The sequence below is a fragment of the Kitasatospora sp. NPDC097691 genome, from assembly GCF_040302665.1.
In the GTDB taxonomy this organism is placed as follows: Bacteria; Actinomycetota; Actinomycetes; order Streptomycetales; family Streptomycetaceae; genus Kitasatospora.
This window is the reverse complement of record NZ_JBEORY010000022.1, coordinates 1-20,808: the sequence shown is the minus strand read 5'-3', so window position 1 is coordinate 20,808 and position 20,808 is coordinate 1. Positions and strand designations below refer to the sequence as shown.

The following is a 20,808-nucleotide window of genomic DNA, read 5'->3' as shown; positions in this document are numbered from 1 at the left end:
GGCCTTCATCGGCCACGCCCGGCCTTCGTCCGGCGTGGTCCGTCCGGCTGACCGCCCGAGACCACCGGGCCGCACGGGAGGACACCCGTGCGGCCCGGCCACGGGATCCCGCACCGGATCGTGCCCCGCTGCTCGGGCCTGGCGGGCCTCCGGGACAATGATCTTGGTTATCGGCCGGTGCTGAACGAGGGGCAGGCGGGTTTGCGGATCAACGTTCTGGGGCCGCTTCAGGTCGTGCGGGGTGAGGACGGGGCGGCTTTCGAGGTCGGCGGGGCGAAGCTTCGGCTGCTGCTGGTCCGGCTGGCGCTCGACCCCGGCCGCGTGGTCACCCGCGAGCGTCTGGTGGACGACCTCTGGGGGGACACCCCGCCGGAGGAGCCGGCCGGCGCCCTGCAGTCCCTGGTCTCCCGGCTCCGGCGGGTGCTGGGGGCCGACCGGGCCGTGATCGGCTCGCACCCTGCCGGGTACCTGCTCGACCTGCCCCGCAGGAGCGTGGACGCCTGGGACTTCGAGCAGCGGGTGGCGGCCGGACGGACGGCGCTGGCGGCGGGCGGGTTCGCCGAGGCGGTCGCCGCGCTGGGCGGGGCGCTGGAACTCTGGCGCGGGGCGCCGTTCGCGGACGCCGAGGGCGCCGGGTTCGTCGCGGCGTCGGCGGCCCGGCTGGCGGAGCTGCGGCTGGCGGCGGTCGAGGACCGGGCCGACGCCCTCCTCGCGCTCGGCGGGACCGACTCGCTGCCGCGCCTGGTCGCCGAGCTCACCGGACTGTGCGTCACTCACCCGCTGCGCGAGCGGGCCGCCGTCAGGCTGATGCGCGCACTCCACGCGACCGGGCAACAGGCGGCAGCGCTGGAGGTGTTCGAACGCACCCGGCGGTCGTTGGCGGAGGAGCTGGGCGCCGACCCGTCCGCCGAACTGCGGGACGTCCACCTGCGTGTGCTGTCCGGCGCGCAACCGCCCACCCCGGGGCGGCCCGAGGTGTCGAGCGCCATCGCGACCGGGCACACCGCACTGCCCGGCTGGATCACCGCCCTGGTCGGCCGCGACGAGGCGCTGACGGCGGTGACGGAACGGCTGCGCCGATCCCGCCTGGTGACCCTGACCGGGCCGGGAGGCGTGGGCAAGACCCGGCTGGCCGTCGCCGCCGCAACGGCCGTACGGGCCGCAACGCACGCACCGGACACACGCCTTGCACCGGACGCACGCGTCGCACCGGACGCAGGCCTTCCACCGGATGCGCGCGTCGCACCGGACGTACGGGTCGCCGAACTCGCGGGCGTGGCAGGGCCGGACGGGCCGGCTCAGGCCGTGCTGACGGCGGTCTGCCATCCGGCGGACGCCGGCGTGCTGGGCGGCGGCCTGCCCACCGGCGAGCAGACCGGGGACCCCGTCGACCGGATCGTCCGGGCGCTGGAGGGCCGCGACGTCCTGCTCGTCCTGGACAACTGCGAGCACCTGATCGAGGAGGCCGCCCGGCTGGCCCACCGCCTGCTGGCCGCCGCACCCCGGCTCACCGTGCTGGCCACCAGCCGCGAACCGCTCGGCGTGACCGGCGAGGCACTCTGGCCGGTGCCGCCGCTCGCCGTGCCCGAACCCGGCGCCACCGTGCAGGAGGCACTCGCGTACCCGGCCGTCGCCCTCTTCGCCGAGCGGGCCGCTGCGGCCTGTCCCGGGTTCACCGTGGACCGGGACACCGTCGAGCCGGTCGTCCGGATCTGCCGGGAGCTGGACGGCCTCCCGCTGGCCCTCGAACTGGCTGCGGCCCGGCTGCGGGCGCTGAGCCCCGGGCAGATCGCCGCGCGGCTGCACGACCGGCTCCGGCTGCTGGACCGCGGCCCGCGCACCGCCCCGGACCGGCACCGCACGCTGCGCGCGGTCATCGACTGGAGTTGGGAGTTGCTGGACGAGGACGAGCGCGTCCTGCTGCGCCGGCTCTCGGTGTTCGCCGGCGGGGCGACCCTCCCCGACGCGCACCGGGTCTGCGCCGGGCACTGGCCGGGCGGCCCGGCGCCCGATCCGACGGCCGTGGAGGACCTGCTGGCGTCCCTGGTCGACAAGTCCCTGGCCACGGTCGTCGGCCGGGACACCGGCCGGGACACCGGGACGGTGCGCTACCGGCTGCTGGAGACGGTCCGCGCGTACGCGGCCGAACGGCTCGTCGAGGCCGACCAGGATGGCGGGGACAGCCACGACGGCGAGGCGGCCCGAACCGGCGCCGCCCACCTGCGCTGCTTCATGGAACTCGCCGAGGAGGCCGAGCCCCGGCTGCGAACGGCCGACCAGACCACCTGGCTGGCCCGGCTCGACGCGGAGCAGGGCAACCTGGACGCGGCGCTGCGCCGGGCGGTCGCCGTCGGCCCACCGGACCACGCGCTGCGGTTGACGGCCGCCCGTGCCTGGCCGTGGCTGATGCGCGGCCAGGGTCGCGAGGCCGGCGAGTGGACGGCGGCCGTCCTCGCCGCCCACGGCTGGACCCCACCGCCCGGCCTGGAGCAGGTGCACGCCCGCTGCGTGATCCTGGCGCAGCTCACCGCCCCGCTCCGGGAGGCCGGCGACGCCGTGGTCCCGCCGGAGGCGATGGGCGCGGCACTGGTCACGGCGCAGCAGTCCGACCACCCCGTCGCGCTGGCCGCCGCGCTGCTGCTCGCCCTGGCCGGCCCGCCGGACGCGGTGGGCGCGACGGCGCAGCGGTACGGCGAGCATCGGGACCGGTGGGTCCGGGCGGCCGCCCGACTGGTGCTCGGCCGGGTCGAGTTGGGCGCGGGCCGGATCGGGCCCGCCGAGCACTGCCTGCGGACGGCGGTGGACGACTTCCGGGCCCTGGGCGACCGTTGGGGGCTGGCCATGGCCCTGGTCACGCTGGCCGCGCTGCTGTCCGTCACCGGCGCGGCCGACGAGGCGCTGGCTGCGCTGGCGGAGGCCGGTGAGCGGGATGTCGAGATGGGCGGTCGCGGCGAGGCGCCGCTGCCACTGCTGCTGTCGGGCCGGCTGCGGGCGCGCTGCGGCCAGGCGGCAGCGGCCCGGGCGGACCTGGAGCGCGCGCTGGCCGCCGCCGAACGCGCCCGGGATCCGCACCTGCAGGCCGCCGCCCGCTACGCGCTCGGTGAACTGGCCCGGCGGACCGGCGACTTGGACGTGGCGTCGGACGGCCAGCAGGAGACGCTGCGGCAGCTGGAGCGGCTGCCCGCGACCGGTCCCGGCGCTCCGGCGCGACTGCACCTGCTCGCCCTGCTGCACACCGGTCTGGCCCGCACCCGCCAGCGGCGCGGCGAACCGGACGCGGCCGGCCCGCTGCACCTCCGCGCCCTGGAGCTGGCCGCGGGCAGCGGCGACCAGCCGGTGCGGGCGGACGTCCTGGAGGGGTACGCGGAGTACTGCCTCGCCCTCGGCGACGCGGAGCGCGGGGCTGCGGCGCTGGGCGCCGCGTACGGCCTGCGCGGGGCCCATGACGCGGGCGATCCGGAGCTGCGGGCCGTGCTGGACGGCTGCGCCGAGGCCCTCGGGGAGGCGGGGTTCCGGGCCGCCTGGGAGCGTGGCCTGGCATGGCCGCGGCCGGAGTCGCTGGCCCTGGAGACGGGCTGACGGGCCCTCCGGAGCACGTCGGCACCGGGGACCCGCCCTGCCCTCGACCGGTGGGCGGGTGCCCGGTCAGCCGTTGAACGGCCGCTGGTCGGGTGCGCAGACCGTCCCGGGGGCGGGCAGGACGCCGTCGACCAGGTAGCGCGTCTCGTGCCGGGCCGCGCAGTCGCTGGGGTTGGCGAGCACGGTGTGGCCGTAGCCGTCGACGGTCAGCAGCCGCGCGCGGGCGAGCGAGCGGGCCATCGCGCGGGAGCCTTCGTACGGCATGGCCGGGTCACCGGTGTCGGCGACGACCAGGATCGGCTGGGCGGTCGGGTGGTTCCAGGGGCCGTCGTACCGGTCGCGGTCCCGGGCGGGCCAGTCGGCGCAGCGCTCGTCGGCCCAGGCGAAGTACGGGCCGACCTCGCCGGAGCGGGCTCGGGCGAACGCGGCCAGGGCGGGGTAGTCGGCCCGGGCCGGCGGGTTGGCGCCGTCCGAGCACGCCACCGCGAGCGCCTGGTCCGGTGACTGGTGGACGACGGGCGGCAGTGACGCGGTCGGTGCGTCGGGCGCCTCGGTGGCGGCCCACAGCGCCTGGAGCGTCGCGCCGAGCTGCGTCCAGCCGGTGCCGGGGATGCCCGGGACGGGGTTCGCGGCGTAGAGCGAGAGGATCGTGGTCTCCAGGGCCGTACCGGCGGTGAAGGTCATGCCGCCGAGCGCGACCGGCCGGGTGCGCAGCCGGGTGAGCAGTTCGCCGTACCTGGCCCGGGTCGCGGCGGCTGTCCCGGCGGAGAAGGCGCAGGCCTGGGGGTCGGCCTGGGATCCGTTCTGGGGGTCGTCCCGGGTGCCGGCCTGGCCGCACCGGTCGAGGAAGGCGTCGAGGACGCGCCCGGCCGCCACGTCGCTGCCGTTGCGCAGCAGGGTGCCCGTGGTGGCGGCCTGCCCGCCGCGGCCGGTCGACCAGGCCACCGGGTCCGGTGCACTGTCGAGGATCATGGCGCGGACCCGGCCGGGGAACAGGTTGGCGTAGGTGGCGCCGAGGTAGCTGCCGTACGAGGTGCCCAGGTAGCTGAGCTGCCGGTCACCGACCGCCCGGCGCAGCAGGTCCATGTCCCGGGCGACGTTCGCGGTGGAGACGTGCGGCAGCAGGGCGGGATTGCGGGCCGCGCACTGCCGGGCCACCTGCTGGTAGGCGGCCGCCCAGGCCTGCTGCTGCTCCTCGCCCTCGGGGTAGCCGGCGGCGGTGCCCGCGAGCAGGGCCTGCTCGTCCGCCGGGTCGTCGAAGCACTGGACGGGTGCGCTGGCGCCGGTGCCGCGCGGGTCGAAGCTGACGATGTCGAAGCGCTTGCGCACCTCCTCGGGGAACCGGCCGAGCATCGCGGGCAGGGCCACCGTGCCGGGCACGGCCGGGCCGCCGGGGTTGTAGAACAGCGAGCCGATCCGGTGCGCCCGGTCGGTCGCGGGGTGCCGGATGACGGCGAGGTCGATCCCGGCGCCGTGCGGGTCGTGGTGGTCGAGCGGGACGCGGGCGGTGGCGCACTCGAAGCCGTCCGCGCACGTCTCCCAGGTCAGGCGCGGCACCGGGCCGGTGTCCGGTGCCGCCAGGGCCGTCGCCGGACACACCGCCGCCAGCAGGGCGGCCGCGACGACGCCCGCGCCGAGCCGCCACTTCGGTGCTGTACGTCGGTCCGCGGAGCGGGACGACGCCCCGGGCGGGCGCGGGCCTGTGGCAGGGCCGGTGGGAAGGGACGCAGGAGGGGAGGTGGGAGGGGAGGTGGGAGTCATGCCGGTGCCCTTTCATCGACGGGCCGGGCAGTCGAACACGCTCCACGGTCGCGGCGTCCCGCCCGGCACGTCTGACCGTCCCGCACCTCGCAGGCAGACCGCTGGCAAAGCGCTGGCAGAGCGCTGGCAGAGCGCGGGCAGAGCGCCGACACCCGCCGGCACCCCGGCCGGGCACGTTCGCCCCGAGGCGTAAGACCCCAGCGGTGTCGGACCTGGGGGTACCTCGTGTTCCGCTGGGACGGGGTTCGGTGAGCCGCTGCCGGGCTTCCCCGGGTCGGCGACGGCTCCATCCTCTGATCCCCCGGGCCCGCCCCACGAGTGGCGTGAACGCCTGAGGCCGCCAAGATCCCGCCAGCCGGGACGACGTGCCCCACAGCCGCCCGGAACGCCCCCGACCGCCTGCGCCTTAGCGGACAACCGCATCAATCAGGTCACTCCAGAACAAAGGTAGGATAACTCAACTTCCGCGCTACGCGCGGAGACTTCCATCAATGTTCCATTTGCCCGATTCATCTCCCGCTTCACACGCACGGAGCCACCCTCATGGACAACACGTCCTCCGCCGCCACCGCCGACGGCGCGATAGAGACGCGCGGTATCGAACCCGTCCCGGACCACGAGCGCCGGGGTAGAGTCCGCGAGCTCTTCCCGACCTGGGTCGCGGCGAACATCAGCGTCCTGCTGCTCACCATGGGCGCGGCCCTGGTGGTGCTCAACCAGCTGAACTTCTGGCAGGTGCTGATCGTCGCCGCGTGCGCCGCGCTCGTCTCGTTCGGCCTGGTCGGCGTGCTGTCGGTCTCCGGCAAGTGGGGCGGGGCGCCCGGCGCGACCCTCTCGCGGGCCACCTTCGGCGTGCGCGGAAACCTCTTCCCCGGCGCGATCCTCTGGATCGCCCGGTTCGGCTGGGAGACGATCAACGCCGTCACCGGCGCCTACGCCGTGCTGACCGTCCTCGACCTGATGTTCGGCGTGAAGAGCAACACCGCGCTGATCGTCGTCACGCTCTTCCTCTTCGTCGCCTGCACCTTCCTGGTCTCCGGCATGGGCCGCAAGGCGCTGAACGTCTGCAACACCTGGTCGACGTACCTCTTCGGCGTCTTCAGCATCCTGGTGCTGGGCTACCTGGTCGCGACCATGGACTGGAGCGAGGTCTTCGCCAAGCCCGCGGGCACCACCGCGATGATGATCGCCGGCATCGGGACCATCGCCGCCGGTGGCATCAGCTGGGTCCCCACCGGCCCGGACTTCGCCCGCTACCTGCCGCACGCCGCGTCCGGCAAGAAGATCGTCGGCGTGACGGTCTCCGGTGCCGGCCTGGTCATGGTGCCGATGGTGCTGATGGGCGCCGTGATGGCGGTGGCCTCCCCCGGCCTGGCGCAGGCCGCCGACCCGGTCTCCTTCCTCGGTGACCTGCTGCCGACCTGGCTGGCCGTGCCCTACCTGCTGACCGCGATCGTCGGCATGCTGCTGATCAACAGCCTCTCCATGTACTCGGCCGGCTTCACCGCGCAGACCATGGGCGTCAAGCTGCCGCGCGCCATGGCCGTCAGCATCAACGCCGTGATCTCGCTGGTCGGCGGCCTGCTGCTGATGCTGGTCGCCAAGAGCTTCCTGGGCTCCTTCATCACCTTCCTGATCCTGCTCGCCGTCTCCTTCTCGGCCTGGATCGGCGTCTACGCGGTGGACATGTTCCGGCGCCGGTCGCGTGCGGTGCGCTACGACGCCGACGCGCTGATGGACACCAGCAGGAACAGCCGGTACTGGTACGCGGGCGGCTTCTGCTGGCAGGCGATGGTGTCGTGGGTGCTCGCGCTGCTGATCGGGCTCGCCTTCACCTCGTGCGACTGGTTCTCCGGCCCGTTCTCCGGCACGTTCGTCGGCAAGTACGGGCTCGCCTGGGCGGCGACCATCGTGGTCTCCGGCGCGATCATGGCCGTGCTGCCCGTGCCCCGCGAGAACACCCCCGCCACCGCCGAGCAGCTCGCCGGCCTCCAGGCGGAGCCGACCGAACGGGTCGCCGTCTGACCGCGCGTACGCGAGCGTCCGGGCCCCGGATGCTCGCGTACGCGCCCGGACCGCCCGGATGCGACTCGGCTGAGTCGCATCCGGGCGGTCCGGTTTTCGATGCCGCCCTTACCGGTCCCGCGTCGTCAGGACGCGCAGTCGCGGCAGATGGGCTGACCGTTCTTGTCCTCGCCGGCGAGCTGGTTGCGGTGGTGCACCAGGAAGCAGGTCATGCAGGTGAACTCGTCCTGCTGGATGGGCACGACCCGAACGGTGAGTTCCTCGCCGGACAGGTCGGCGCCCGGGAGCTCCAGGCCTTCGGCGCCCTCGGTGTCGACGTCGACGACGGAGCTCTGCTTGTCCTCGCGCTGACTCTTCAGCTCCTCGATGCTCTCGTCGTTGCTTCCGTCGCCGGTGTCTCGTGGGGCGTCGTAGTCGGTTGCCACTGCGGTGCCTTCTCCTCAAACAGTCGTTTCCGGTGGGCAGGTCGTGCCACCCACCGCCCGACACGGTACCGGTCCGGCGCAGCGGACGGCTCACCTGTGACGCACCACCATGCCACCTGACGCGCCATCCGGCGCGCGAACGCCGACACGTGACCACCCGCCACCCGGGGTGCGCTGTGTGCCGGAACACACTCGGCACCGGAAGCGCGCCGTGCTGGAACACCTGCGCGGCCGGTGTCCGGCCGACCCATCGCCACGTCCTCGGTCCGTGATCAGCCGACTCCACGCCAGATGTTGTCGAAGGCCGCGTCCTCGATGGCCCGCCGCTGCCGGACGGCTTCCAGCTCCCTGACCGCATCATGGACGGCGGCGAGCACGGTCGCCACGGCATCGTCGGCGACGCTCGGCTCCTCTGCGCCTCGTGTGTCGTCGATGCCGGCGGCCACCCCGAGCACGGTGAGGACGGGCTCGTGCGATGCCCAGCGGTCCGCCGCGTCCCGACGGGCGGGGGTATCGGCCGGCACGCGTTCGCCCGCCGCGAACGGCATCCGGTGGCGGCGGTGCCGAACGAGCTGCCCATCGGCCTCCAGGGCCGTCAGGTAGGCCGCCGCCAGACCGCGGCCCCGCCGCCACAGCCAGTCGTCGACCGACTCGTAGGGCTCCTGTCGGACGAGCGACGACGCTGCCTGGTCGAGCAGTGGATCCGCGATCATCGGCCGGTAACCCGGCACGACGAGATCCTCGTCCAGCCGCACGGCCTGGGCGCGGAGAAGGTCGATCAGTTCGGCCCCGGCGAGCGCCAGCGACAGGTCACCCTGCGCGGGAGGCCGACCGGCCGCCGCGTCCAGGGCCACGAACACCAGGTCGCGCGGTGTGGTCATCGTCGGCCCCCGATCGCGGGCGTCAGCGGCAAGGTCGTGTGGTCAGGCTACCCCCGCTGCTCGGCCCTGACCCAGGGCACGGGACACCGCAGCGGAACGACGGACCGACCGTCCGCTGAGGGATGTCCTGACTTCCTGCGTATCGGTGGGTGGGGGACGGCTACCAAGACCGCGACGTACCGGTCGGCGAGCGCAACGCAGGAATGCCGAAACCGGCGACGCGGAGGAACCGGTGACAAGCGGCCGATCGTGTTCAGAGGTGTCAGGCAAACGACTTCCCGTTCTCCCCGGTTGACCGGGCACCCCACGTCCACCGACCACACCACAGCCACCATCCACACTCCAGCCGCCGCCCACGCCCCAGCCACCGCCAGGAAAGGGGGCCACGGTGATCATCCGCAACGCGGCCCGCGCCTCGGACGCCCGACACCCGGGCCCGCACATCCATGTGAAGATCGGACTTCCGTTCGCAGCGGCCGGTGCCGCGATCGGGCTCGTCGCCGTCCAGGGGTGTGGCGCGGCACCGAAACAACCCGCGCAGACGGCGCCGGGCGAACCGGTGCCGAGCCTTCCCGTACCGCCGGCCACGCAGCTCCCGAACCCGCTGGACAACGTCGGTACGGCGGGCAACACCCTCGCCGTGAAGATCGACAACGTCGGCGCGCACATCCAGGCGATCCACCAGGGACTCGCCCAGGCCGACATCGTCTACTGGATCCAGGTCGAGGGCGGCCAGTCCCGGTTCCTCGCCGTCTACGACGCGAACCACCTGCCCGCCCTGATCGGCCCCGTGCGCTCCGCCCGGCAGACCGACATCCCGCTCCTCCAGCAGTACGGGCGCCTCGACTTCGCCTACAGCGGCGCCATCAGCGGGCTCATCCCGCTGCTCGAAGCGGCCGACCTGCAGAACGTCACCCCGTTCGACGACCCCGGAGCGTTCACCGACCGGGCCGTGGACCCCACCTTCATCGCCCCGCAGCAGATCCTCGCCCGGTTCCCGTCCGTGCCCGCCCGGTCCCCCGGCTTCGCGTTCGGCCCCGCACCCGGCGGCGGCAGGGCGCTCGATGCCATGACCTGGCACCTGCCCGCCGCGTCCATCGGCGTCCGGTTCAACGGCAGCACGTACGACGTCGCCGTCGACGGCCACCCGGCCTGGTCCGGCACCGCGACCGTCGTCGTCCAGCACGTCAGCATCGTCCCCGGCGCATTCACCGACTTCAACGCCGGACACCCGGACAACGAGGTGTTCACGCGGAGCACCGGCACCGGACGGGCCGAGGTGCTGCGCGACGGCAAGGTGTGGAGCGTCCGCTGGAGCCGACCCGACCCCGCCGCGGGCACGTCGTTCACCCTGCCCGACGACAGCACCATGCCGTTCGCCACCGGGCCCGTGCTTGTGGTGATGGTGCCGTGACCACGTGGCGGACACCCCCTCACGGCGACCACGACGGTGAGACGCGTGGCCTGGCTTGACGCGCGTGACGATCAGACCGTAGGCGGCCTGCCGGCGTCGCTGTCGGCTCGGATCGCGTGGACGATCCCGGCTGCCCAGTCGGCGGGTCGCTGGTGGCCCAGCAGGCGGGAGAGGCGGTCCATGCGGGTCCGGCGTTCGTCGGGGGTGAGCGCGAGTGCCCGGGCCAGGACGGATGTGAGGTCGTCCGGTGAACGCGGGTCGGTGAGCAGGGCGGCGTCCCCGAGTTCGTCGGCGGCGCCGGCATGGCGGGAGAGGACCAGGACGCCCGGTCCGTCGGCGCCGTGCGTGGGTGCTGCGGCCTGGGCGGCGACGAACTCCTTTGCGGTCAGGTTCATCCCGTCCTGCAGCGAGGTCACCCAGAGCACGTCGGCCGTGAGGTACTGATCGATGACCTCGGGAAACGACAGGCTGCGGGGCACGTAGTCCACCGGACGCCAACCCCCTTCCGCCCACGTGTCGTTGACGTCGGCGACACGATGTTCGAGAAGGTCGCGGGTGCTGTCGTAGGCGGTGAGGCCCGGCTCGGGCGGCGGACAGACGAGCCGGAAGGTCAGTCGGCCGCGGAGTTCGGGTCGTCGAGTGAGGAGTCGGGCGATGGCGTCGACCTTCTGGATGGGGGCCTTGGCGTAGTCGAGGCGTTCGACCGACAGCACCACGGAACCGGCGGCCGGCTGTCGCAGCGGTGCGCGGCGGCGGGCGAGTGCCTCGATGGCGGGCCGGTCGACGCCGAGCGGATGGACGGCCGTGCGCGGCCGCCCGACTTCGTCGGCCAGGGTGCGCCGGAAGTTGTCGGCGAAGGCGGCGGTGTGGAAGCCCGCCCAGTCCAGACAGGCGAGGGAGGTGCGCAGTTCGGCGGCGGCGGGCAGGGTGGCGAAGATCTCCGGGGGCGGGAACGGCGTGTGGTGGAAGAGGCCGGTCCTGAGGTCGGGGCGGGTGGTGCGCAGCAGGCCGGGAACGAGCCACAGGTTGTAGTCGTGGAGCCAGACGGTGGCACCGGGGGCGGCTCGGGTGCTGATGTGTTCGGCGAACTGTGCGTTCACCGCGCGGTATTCGGTCCAGGTGTGCTCGTCGAAGACCGACCGGTGCGGTTCGGACATCAGCACCGGCCACAGGGTCTCCTTGCCCGCGCGGTGGAAGTAGCCGGTCCACTGGGCGGGGCTGAGCGGAACGAGGGACAGCGGCAGCGCGGTGGGGTGCGGGTGGGTGGCCCGCTGGTCGCCGCCGGCCAGGGCGGCAACCCAGATGCCCGGCAGGCCGTCGGTGAAGGCGCTGGTCAGGGTGGGCAGGATGCCGTTGGGGCTGGCGGGCGACTGCCAGGTTCCGCCCGTCCAGTGCAGCGGGGGTCGGTGGTAGGCCACGACGAGTGAGTGCCCACGGCCGGGGCGTTCCGCGTCGGAGGCGTCCGAGGCGTCGAATGCGTCGGAGGCGTCGAAGGCGTCCGAGGCGTCGAATGCGTCGGAGGCGTCGAAGGCGTCCGAGGCGTCCGAGGCGTCCGAGGCGTCCGAGGTGGTGACCCAGCCCAGGGTCCGGAGCGCCGCGTGGATGCCGGCCGTGCCGCGTCGGCGGGGGCGGTGGACCAGTGGGTCGTCCGCGACCGCGGTGAGCAGTGCGGCCTCGGCGCCGCCGACGGCCACTCCGTGCGCGCCGAGTCGGAACAGGGACAGGTCGTTGAGGGAGTCGCCGGCGACCAGGATGTCCTGCGGGGCCCATCCCAGCTTCCCGGCCAGGGCTCGAAGGGCGTTGCCCTTGGATGCTCCGGTCGGCAGGACGTCGAAGTAGCGGTCCGCGGAGTGGACCCAGGTGCAGCCGAGGGCTTCGACGGCTGCGGTGAGCTCGGCGGTGAGCTGGTCCGGGGCCAGGTAGTAGGAGCAGCGGCCGTCCTGGACGACGTCCTGCTGGTAGGTGAGCGCGGGGAAGCGGCGCAACGCGGCGCGGACGCGCTCCGGTCCCGGCCAGTCGGCGCGCAGTTGTCCCTGCAGGGAGTCCACGGGGGTGAGGTCCGTGCCGTCGATGACGGTGGCACCGACGTCGGCGATGATCCACCGCGGTCGGGGGACGAGCGGATCGCGGAGTACCTCGTGGATCGAGGCCAGTCCTCGGCCGGTGGCGAAGACGAGCGTCACCTCGGGGTGGCGGGCCAGAGCCTCCCGCAGCCGGCGCCGGTCGTCCCGGGTGCCGCCGAGTAAGGTGCCGTCCAGATCGGTGACCAGAATTCTCGACATCCGAGCGACGCTAACACGACCACCAGACGACGTGAAGTGTCCACCTCATTCGCGGTCGGCGGAGCTCAGTCCGGGCACTGCGGTGGCTCCGGGGTGCGGGTGAGCCGGTGTGCGAGGTCCTGGGCGCGCAGCGCCGCGCCGGACCCGGGGCCCGTCGTCGCCGCCGCTCCGCAGATCACCGCGGCGGCGAGGCAGTCCGGCATGCTCCAGCCTTCGAGAAGCCCGTGAACCAGACCGGAGTTGAAGCAGTCGCCCGCTCCCGTGGTGTCGACGGTGTCGACCTGCGGGGCCGGGGCGTCGTGCCGCTTGCCCTCGTGGACGGCGGTGGCGCCGTCTGCTCCGCGCTTGACCACGAGCATGGGCACCAGCTCGGCGAGTTCCGTCATCGCCTCGTCCAGGTCGGTGGCACCGGTCAGGTGCAAGGTTTCGGCGGTGTTCGGCGCGAAGACGTCGACCAGTGCGAGCGCTCGGCGAACCGCCGGCTCGTCGAGGGTCGCGGGGGTGTCATGGCAGTCCATGACGGTCAGCGTTCCGAGTTGCCGCGCGACCCGCATGGCCGCGATCGCGTCGTCGTCCCAGCGCAGTTGGGGAAGCATGAGGACGCGCGGGCGGTACCGTCGCAGCAGCGGGACGAGCGGCTCGGGGTCGACCGGGTCCTGGTAGCTGACCATCGCGCGGTCGGCGGCGAACGACAGGGCGACGGTCAGGCTCCGCACGGGGAAGGGGTGGTGCCTGAAGGCGGCCTCGTCCAGTCCCTCCTGCCTGGCGCAGGACAGTACCTGGGCGCTGAAGGGGTCCGTACCGAAGTCCGCGCTCCACAGGACGCGGTGCCCGAGCCGGTGCATCGACATGGCCACCGTGTACGCACCGCCGGGCACCACCGCGAAGCCGTCGGCGAAGACCTCACCACCGGGCCGCACCGGCTGCGGCAGACCGTGGAACACCAAGTCCGTGAAGTACGCACCGACAACGAGCACGTCACATGGCCGCGCTGCCCGACTCGTCTGCATCCGGCGAGCATAGGCTCCCGGCCCGCCGGGCGACAGAAGACCGCGCGCACAGGGGGGTGCGGCCAGGGGGGTGCGGCTGCGGACCGTTCGGCGCCGTGGCGGACGCACCGCGGCTAGCCCTCGGCCCCGAACTCCCCACCGCCCGCTCGACTACCGGCGGGCGGGCACCACGTGAGGGGCGACGCTGCGCAGCTTCTCGCAGGTTTCCGTGTGCTCCCGCTCCGGCCGGGACTGCCGGACGACGCCGGCGCCGGCCTGGAGCCAGCAGTGGCCGTCGTGCCGGAAGATGCTGCGCAGGACGAGCGCGGCGTCGAGGTTGCCCAGGGCGTCGCAGGTGAGGACGGCGCCCGCGTACAGGCCTCTGGGCCGTCCTTCGAGGGATCGGAGGAGGGGGTAGGCCGGTGCCTTGGGGACGCCGGTGGCGGTGACCGCGGGGAAGAGCGCGGCGAACGCCTGCCACGGGCCGTGTCCGGGGCGCAGGCGTCCGGTGACCGTGGAGGCGAGGTGCTGGACGGAGCCGCGTTCCAGGACCGTCAGGTACTCGCTCACCTGCGGGTCGTCGCAGACGGCAGCGAGGTCTTCCAGGGCGAGCTTCACGGAGATGGCGTGCTCGTGGATCTCCTTCGGGTCGCCGAGGAGTTCGGCGCGCAGGCGGGTGTCCTCGGCCGCCGATCCGGTGAGGGCCCTGGTGCCGGCCAGGGGCCGGGTGGTGACGGTGCCGTCGCCGGTGACCTCGGCGACGGTCTCCGGGCTGAACCCGGCTGCTTCGATGCCCCCGAGGTCGAGCAGGAAGGACCGCGCCGGGGTGTTGGCCCGGCGGCCCGCGACAAAGGTGGCGACCAGGTCCGCCTCGGTGGGCACGGGCAGCCGCCGGGAGAGGACGACCTTGTGGAGCGGGCCGTCGCCGGTGATTTCCCGCAGCGCCGCCGCGACCGCCGCCCGGTAGTCACCGGCGTCGTCCAGTGGGAGGCTCATCCGATCGGCCGGTTCGAGGTCGTCGCCTGCCGTGCCCACGGGCCGGACCAGCCGGACCAGGCGGTCCAGGCGTTCGGGGTCCGTGGACCGCACCAGAACACGGCCGCCCTCGACGCGTACCTCGTCGGCGGGGACCATCAGATGCAGCAGGGGCGTGTCCCCGGGCACGTCCATCCCGGCGAGCGCGGGGCCGAGCTCGAACGTCGCCCACCCGTACGCCCGCCAGTCGTCCACCGGCACGGCGGCGAGTCGTTCTCCGACCCGGCTCAGGTCCGCGGCGTCGTCCGCGCCAAGCCGGACGGTTGCCAGAGCGCCGCCACCCAGGGACCACTGGCTGCCGCTCTCGTACACCACGTAGGAGTCGAACATGCCGCTGCGGACCAGCCGCGCCATGAGGTGCAGCGGCTCCTCACGCGTGTCGAGGCGTGCCTCCCGGTAGCTCCGGCGGTTCACCGGCGGCTCCGGCGGTAAACCGGTGACTCCGGCGGTAGACCGGTCGGTCCGGCGGTTCACCGGTCGGTCCGTCCGGACGGGCGGCGTCCCCGGACGCTGATGAGCGGATAGGAGTTGACGACGAATCGGGGGTCCTCCAGGAGAGCGCGGAAGCTGTCGAGCTCACCGGGCTTGATCCCCGCGGCGACCAGGCCCTCGGCCACCTGGTCGACATTGTGGCGGTGCAGGGTGATTCCGGTGCTTCCCCCCGGCCATGCTTCGGCGTACGTCGTCGCGGTGAGGTCGACCAAGCCGTTCCGTGCCATCGCCGCACGCACCCGGCGCCCCCACAGCGGATCTGCGCCCGCGTTCTCCAGCAGCCACAGCAGGGCCGCGTGCACGCGTTCGAACAGGGCCTGCGCTTCGTGGTCGGGTGCGGCCAGCACGGGCGTCCATCCGCAGTCGAACTCCTCCAGGACCAGCCATCCGCCCGGCCGCAGGGCGCCGACGAGCCGCTCCAGCACCCGCATCCGATCCGGCAGGTGGAGCAGCACCACCGGGCGTGCACCAGGTCGTAGCCCTCGCCGGGGAGCGGGTCCCGCACGATGTCGTGCCGGACCAGGCGCACGTGGTCCGGGCGCTGTCGCGGGACGGCCCAGGAGGGCGCGAGATCGGTGATCGTGACGTCACCACCGCCGCCGACCCGTTCGCCGAGCCAGTCCCCCAGCGAACCGCTGCCGCCGCCGACTTCCAGACATTTCCAGCCGGACGTGAGTCCTGTCAGTTCCAACTGGTGCCGCGAGAAGGAGTCGTAGCAGGACTCCAGGGCGACGAAACGGCCCCCCGTCTCGGCACCGGCGTTGTCGAACAGATAGCGAGACACGAGGCTCCTCCGCTGGACGCGAGGAGACACCCTACGACACGCGCGGTGATCCGTGAACTCCCCCGGCCCATCAGGGATTTGCGCGGGACGTGCCGCTCGGACCGCCGACGCGCGAGGGGGGTCCGCCGGAAGCCCGCGACCGTGCAGGCCTGAGCGATCTCCGCCGGAGGTGGAAGTCGGACAGGCCGGGTCACTTCTCCTGACAGGCCGTCGGACTTCGACTAGCTTGACCGTACGGGTTCAACCACCGATCGGCTCGACCACCGCTCCCGCAGGCAGGAGTACGTGCCCGCGGGCGCGGAACGGCACCCGTCCGGTGGATCGTCGCGGCGCCGCGCAGGGTCGCGGCGCCGGTCGACTGGTGGGGGCGGCTACCACCAGGATCGGGAGGGGTACTGCATGGACACCGTCGTCCTGATGACGGACCACAGTTCGACCGAGGGAAGTCGGTTCCTGCTGGAGAAGGCCGTCGAGATCGTCACCGGAACGCCGCCGCTGTCGGTCGACGCCCGGCACTTCATGGACGGCGGCGAGGGCCGGGCCGTCGTCACTCGCTCCGGCCTTCGACTGGAGGTGCCACCCGAGGACCTGATCACGCGACCTGACGTCCTGATCGTCTACGAGATCCCGCCGACGGCGCGGCAGCGGTTCGCGGCCTTCCAGCGCGAACTGCCCGCCGGAGGGCGGTTCTCGTTCGCCGCCGACCCGCAGGCCTGGCGCAACGCCACGGACAAGGGACGCACCGTCGACTGCTTCCGCCGTGACGGCATCGCGCACACGGACACGGTGGCGCTGACCCGCCCGAAGTCCGCCACCGCGCTCGACGCCTTCGATCGCCTCGGCCGCGACGTCTGGGCCCGGCCGACGGTCGGAGCCGGTGGCAACGACGTCTTCCACCTGACCACACCCGCGCAGGTGGACACCGCGATGCGCTACTACGCCGCGTCCGGCCAGGACTGGCTGCTGTCCCGTGACGCGCGCAACTTCACGAAGGACGGTCGCCGCCACCAGTTCCGGGTGGTGGTCCTGGGCGACCGGGTGCTGCGCGTGTGCGAGCACGTCCAGGCCGACCCGGACGCCCCCTGCAACGAGTCACAGGGCGCGGTGTCCACCGTCCTGCCCATCGACGCGCTCCCGGCCGAATACCACCGCCTCGCCATCGCGGCGACCCGCTCCCTGGGCCTGCCGTTCGGCGGCGTCGACCTCGTGACCGAGAACGGCGGCGCCGTCTTCGAGGTGAACGTGCACCCGGTGATCGAGGAGCCCGGCGGGCTGGACATGGTCGCCGTCCCGTTCGTCCAGGCTGCCTGCAGCTCCGGCTTCGGAACACGTGCCGTACGCACGGACGACTGATCCGTACCCCCGAGCCCCGACCGGTCCGGGGAGCGTGTCGACGGACGCGTCGCTATGCGGAGCTGAATCTCCGGTCTGTTAGCCTCGAAGTATCCGGAGTCAAATCTCCGCTTAAAGGCTCTCCGCTGGATCCCACTCCCATGCCCCGAACAAGCACCCGCGCCGCGCCGTCTCCCGGCGTCGGTGCGTTCCCCCCTGCCGAAGAGGTACCGATGAGCACCACCCCGACCGAGCCACAGTCGATCACGCCTCCCCCGCGACTCGCCCACGCCACGCTCCGGGCCGTGGCAGCGATCGGGAAGGCGGGCGACAGGCTGCCCGCCCCGGTCTGGCTGGTCGGCGTCCTGGTGGGCGTGGTCGTCGTGCTCGGCGCCGTCCTGGAGGGGTGGTGACACCGGCCTCCCGCCCGTCAGCTTCGGCCATGAATCGGCCCGACCCGGCCGGCGGCCGGCCCTGCGATCACGCCACCGTGGTGCGGATGAACCGTGCGACGCCGTCACCGACGTTGACGTACGCGTACGTCTGGGCGCTGTTGTAGATCGCGTAGCCACCGGCCTCGATGACCACCGGCCCCTCCGCCAGGTCGATCAGCACCCGCCCCTCGGTCACCGCGATCATCTCGTGCCAGCCCTCGGGGTCGGGCTCTGCGGAGTACCGGTCGCCGGGACCGAGCGACCAGCGCCACAGCTGAGCCTCACTGCGGGCGGGCACGCTGCCCAGCAGGACCGCCTCGCTGTCGGCGCGGCCGCCGCGCCAGGTCACCGCCTCGATGCGGCGGCTCTGCGCGGCGGGGTCGCTGACGATCTCGACGAAGGTCGCGCCGAGCGCCTCGGCCAGCCGGTCGAGGCTGGAGAGGCTGATGTTCGTGTCACCGCCCTCAAGATTGATGATCATGCGGCGGCTGATCCCCGCCGCCTGCGCGAGCGCGGCCTGACTCAGCCCCGCCTGGCGGCGCAGGCGGCGCAGGTTCTCTCCGACGAACGCCAGGACGTCGGACCGCCCCTGGTCAGTGTGCAACATAGTGCGCTTATCCTGTGCACTATGTTGCGCTTCAGTACTCTTCGCCGCTGCCTGCGCCCCGTGGGTCTCGGCCGTCACGACCTGGCCCTGGTCGCCGTCACCATGTTCTGGGGCACGACCTTCCTGATCGTGCACACCGCCACGCGCCACACCGGCCCCCTCTTCTTCGTCGGCTTCCGCTTCGCCACCGCCGGGCTGCTCACCCTACTCGTGTTCCGGAAGGCGCTGCGGGGCCTGACCAGGCCGGACCTGGCGGCCGGCGTATCGGTCGGCGCGACGATCTTCTTCGGCTACGCACTGCAGACGTACGGCCTGCAGACCATCAGCAGCAGCACCTCCGCCTTCATCACGGCGTTGTACGTCCCCCTGGTCCCGGTCTTCCAGTGGCTCCTCATGCGTCGACCGCCGAAGCCTGCCGGCCTGCTCGGCATCGCCTGCGCCCTCACCGGGCTGCTACTCCTCGCCGGCCCCGGGGCCGCGGGTGGCACGGCACTGGGCGCGGGCGAACTGGCGACGCTCGGCTCGGCGGTGGTCGGCGCGGCCGAGATCGTCCTGATCAGCAAGTTCGCCGGGCGGGTCGACCTACGCCGGATCACCGTCGTCCAGTTGCTCACGGCAAGCGTGCTGTCCTTCCTCGCCATGCCGGCGACCGGCGAGTCGGCCCCCGCGTTCTCCTGGGTCTGGCTCGCCGCGGCCGCGGGACTGGGCTCCGCGAGCGCCGTGATCCAGTTGACGATGAACTGGGCGCAGCAGTCCGTGCCTCCCATGCGGGCAACGGTGATCTACTCCGCCGAACCGGTCTGGGGCGGCATCGTCGGCCGCCTGGCCGGCGACCGCCTGCCAGGGCTGGCGGTCCTGGGTGCGGCGCTGATCATCCTGGGCGTCTTCGTCAGCGAGGCGCGGCTTCCGCGGCTGAGGCGGCCGCGGAAGCCGCCCGTGCGCGGGGCCGAGCAGCCCGCGCGGCCCACCGCGGCGGAGGACGGACGGCCCGCCGACCGCCGGCCGGACCGCGCGAGCGCACCCGTCGCCTGAGCGGCCGGGTGCCGTCCGGCCCTCGCGCCGTCGGGGCACGCGATCGCGGTTGACGGAGTGTTCCGTCGATCCGCGCGGGGAACACGCTGTCGGCCCGGCGCGAGAGGATTCGGGCATGACGATCACACCCCGGCTGGTGGCCACCTACGCGATCCCGGACCGGGACGGCGCCCGGACGTACGTCGACCCCACCGGCCCCGTTCCCCGTCTGGAGGTCCGCAGCGCGGAGTCGCTGCGGATCTACGACCTGGGGGAACAGGCGGAACTGACGGCCGAGTTCCCGGCCCCGACGCCCAACCATTGGTCGAGGCACTGGGTCGCTCCCGACCTCTCGTTCGCCGTCTTCGGCGCCGAGACGGAGTACGTCGCGGTCGCCCCGGACGGCACGAGGCTGTGGCAACAGCCGTACGGTACGTGGGAGGTGAGCCGCTGGGGCTACCTCGACTACTCGACCTCGACCGGCGGCGCCGATCCGGAGCTCCGCATCTGGCTGCGGCTCCCCTCCGGGCTGCCCGACAGCACCCTGATCCTCACCCTGGACGCCGGGGGCACGGTGCTGGCGCGGAGCGTGCTCCCGTGCGGCGGCCACGAGCGGTTCGTCAGCCTGCTCTGGGACGACAACGACGAGGTCCGCGGCGTGCGGGTGTCCGAAGGACAGGCGGCGACCACGCACTTCGAGGCGCGCTGGGAGTCCGGTGGCATCGTCCTGGGCAGGAAGCTGCCGCAGGGCCGGGGCGACCTGCTCCCGAGCGAGCGCGAGTACCTGGGCGCGGACTCCAGGAACGCCCGCTGCATGACCGTCGACCGGAGGAGACGGGACATCAGCTGGCACAGCCTCCCCACGTACGAGGTCACCGCCTCGCTCGCCCTGAGCGACTTCCCGGTCCCCGGCACCGGCGACTGCTCGGTGCACAACGACCCGCAGATCTCCACCTGGAGCGGGTTCGTGGACGACGACACGGCGATGGTGACGCTCTACAACCCGTACGACGAGGCCGCGGTGTACGTGTTCGGAACGGAGCGCTGGAGGGAGCACAGCCACTGGCTCGCCGACCCCGCCACCGGCGCCCTGCACGGCCGCATCGAGTACCCGATGGCCGAGGTCGACAACGTGATACCGGTCGGCGACGGCACCTGGATCACCGAGGAATGGGACGCCGTCTACCGCTGGCGGCGCTGAGCTCGTCCACACCGGGCTCACGGCGGCGCGCACGGACTAGGCTGACACCGCAGGCGGGTCGGCCCGGGGGTGGGGAGAGCGGCGTGGGAGTCGAGGATTCGGGCGGGACGGGCGGGACGGACGGCACGGGCGGGGCAGGCGACGCACTGCCCAGGTCCTGCCCGCAGTGCGCGCGGGACCTGGTGCGGCAGACCACCCGCTCCGGGGCGTACGGGGGCACCAACGAGTGGTGGAAGTGCCCGGGTTGCGGGTTCCTGGGCCGTCCCGATCTCGGGGGCCGCCCGATCCTCCACCCGTTCCGGTACCCGACCGGCGAGGAGGCGGACTGCCTCTTCTGCGGCGGGGAGGACTCCAACCGGGCGAGCGAGGCCTTCACCTGGGACGACTGGCTGTGCGAGTGGATCGTCTGCGCGGCCTGCGGCCGGGAGAACGTCCGCCGGATCAAGCGCATCTCCGGGTAGGCCCGTAGAAGTCGGCCTCGTCCCGGCCGCCGACGTGGGAGGTGATCGCCCCGCCGGTGAGGGTGTACGCCTGGGAGGCGCGGGCGGTGTCGTGC

General features: G+C 73.3%; 16 protein-coding genes. 8 read left to right on the top strand and 8 right to left on the bottom strand.

Annotated features, from left to right (window positions below; translation table 11 throughout):
- The first annotated feature begins 201 nt into the window (after positions 1-201).
- Positions 202-3,579, top strand: a complete 3,378-nt coding sequence (locus ABTY56_RS17745) for an AfsR/SARP family transcriptional regulator (RefSeq protein ID WP_350629731.1) — start codon at positions 202-204, stop codon at positions 3,577-3,579.
- Between the two features lie 66 nt (positions 3,580-3,645).
- On the opposite strand, the gene ABTY56_RS17740 is transcribed toward ABTY56_RS17745, so the two are convergent.
- The gene (locus ABTY56_RS17740) at positions 3,646-5,136 is read right to left on the bottom strand and encodes an alpha/beta hydrolase (RefSeq protein WP_350629730.1); all 1,491 of its coding nucleotides are present in this window, start codon (positions 5,134-5,136) and stop codon (positions 3,646-3,648) included.
- Between the two features lie 747 nt (positions 5,137-5,883).
- On the opposite strand from ABTY56_RS17740, the gene ABTY56_RS17735 reads away from it, so the two are divergent.
- Positions 5,884-7,365 carry a purine-cytosine permease family protein gene (locus ABTY56_RS17735; protein WP_350629729.1) on the top strand — a complete coding sequence of 494 codons (1,482 nt, stop codon included), beginning with the start codon at positions 5,884-5,886 and terminating at the stop codon, positions 7,363-7,365.
- Positions 7,366-7,490: 125 nt separating this feature from the next.
- Here ABTY56_RS17735 and ABTY56_RS17730 read toward each other — a convergent pair whose 3' ends face one another.
- On the bottom strand, positions 7,491-7,790 hold the full coding sequence (locus tag ABTY56_RS17730; RefSeq protein WP_350629728.1) for a DUF4193 domain-containing protein: 300 nt from the start codon (positions 7,788-7,790) through the stop codon (positions 7,491-7,493).
- 272 nt (positions 7,791-8,062) lie between these two features.
- Positions 8,063-8,671, bottom strand: a complete 609-nt coding sequence (locus ABTY56_RS17725; protein ID WP_350629727.1) for a GOLPH3/VPS74 family protein — start codon at positions 8,669-8,671, stop codon at positions 8,063-8,065.
- Positions 8,672-9,059: 388 nt separating this feature from the next.
- Here ABTY56_RS17725 and ABTY56_RS17720 point away from each other — a divergent pair, with 388 nt between their 5' ends.
- The gene (locus ABTY56_RS17720; RefSeq protein ID WP_350629726.1) at positions 9,060-10,085 is read left to right on the top strand and encodes a DUF3048 domain-containing protein; all 1,026 of its coding nucleotides are present in this window, start codon (positions 9,060-9,062) and stop codon (positions 10,083-10,085) included.
- A 71-nt stretch (positions 10,086-10,156) separates the two neighbouring features.
- Here the strand turns inward: ABTY56_RS17720 and ABTY56_RS17715 are convergent, their stop codons facing one another.
- The 4 genes from ABTY56_RS17715 to ABTY56_RS17700 form a co-directional block, all read right to left on the bottom strand.
- Positions 10,157-12,367, bottom strand: a complete 2,211-nt coding sequence (locus ABTY56_RS17715) for a trehalose-6-phosphate synthase (RefSeq protein WP_350629725.1) — start codon at positions 12,365-12,367, stop codon at positions 10,157-10,159.
- 65 nt (positions 12,368-12,432) lie between these two features.
- A complete protein-coding gene (locus ABTY56_RS17710; protein WP_350629724.1) occupies positions 12,433-13,377 on the bottom strand; it encodes a carbohydrate kinase family protein in 945 nt (314 codons plus the stop codon).
- A gap of 150 nt (positions 13,378-13,527) precedes the next feature.
- The gene (locus ABTY56_RS17705) at positions 13,528-14,805 is read right to left on the bottom strand and encodes a salicylate synthase (RefSeq protein WP_350629723.1); all 1,278 of its coding nucleotides are present in this window, start codon (positions 14,803-14,805) and stop codon (positions 13,528-13,530) included.
- 56 nt (positions 14,806-14,861) lie between these two features.
- Positions 14,862-15,341, bottom strand: coding sequence for a methyltransferase domain-containing protein (locus tag ABTY56_RS17700; protein WP_350629722.1), 480 nt, complete (start codon positions 15,339-15,341; stop codon positions 14,862-14,864).
- Positions 15,342-16,066: 725 nt separating this feature from the next.
- Between ABTY56_RS17700 and ABTY56_RS17695 the strand changes: the two genes are divergently transcribed.
- Both ABTY56_RS17695 and ABTY56_RS17690 read left to right on the top strand, forming a co-directional pair.
- The gene (locus ABTY56_RS17695) at positions 16,067-17,020 is read left to right on the top strand and encodes an ATP-grasp domain-containing protein (protein WP_350629721.1); all 954 of its coding nucleotides are present in this window, start codon (positions 16,067-16,069) and stop codon (positions 17,018-17,020) included.
- 212 nt (positions 17,021-17,232) lie between these two features.
- Complete coding sequence (locus tag ABTY56_RS17690; RefSeq protein ID WP_350629720.1) at positions 17,233-17,412, top strand: hypothetical protein; 180 nt, start codon at positions 17,233-17,235, stop codon at positions 17,410-17,412.
- A gap of 67 nt (positions 17,413-17,479) precedes the next feature.
- On the opposite strand, the gene ABTY56_RS17685 is transcribed toward ABTY56_RS17690, so the two are convergent.
- Entirely contained in the window at positions 17,480-18,040 is a 561-nt protein-coding gene (locus ABTY56_RS17685) for a helix-turn-helix domain-containing protein (protein WP_350629719.1), read from the bottom strand.
- 21 nt (positions 18,041-18,061) lie between these two features.
- Here ABTY56_RS17685 and ABTY56_RS17680 point away from each other — a divergent pair, with 21 nt between their 5' ends.
- From ABTY56_RS17680 to ABTY56_RS17670, 3 genes are all read left to right on the top strand, one after another.
- Positions 18,062-19,072 (top strand): DMT family transporter, encoded by a 1,011-nt coding sequence (locus tag ABTY56_RS17680; RefSeq protein ID WP_350629718.1) that lies wholly within the window; start codon positions 18,062-18,064, stop codon positions 19,070-19,072.
- A gap of 115 nt (positions 19,073-19,187) precedes the next feature.
- Positions 19,188-20,252 (top strand): hypothetical protein, encoded by a 1,065-nt coding sequence (locus ABTY56_RS17675; protein WP_350629717.1) that lies wholly within the window; start codon positions 19,188-19,190, stop codon positions 20,250-20,252.
- 83 nt (positions 20,253-20,335) lie between these two features.
- Positions 20,336-20,713, top strand: coding sequence for a hypothetical protein (locus tag ABTY56_RS17670; RefSeq protein ID WP_350629716.1), 378 nt, complete (start codon positions 20,336-20,338; stop codon positions 20,711-20,713).
- Positions 20,714-20,808: the final 95 nt, after the last annotated feature.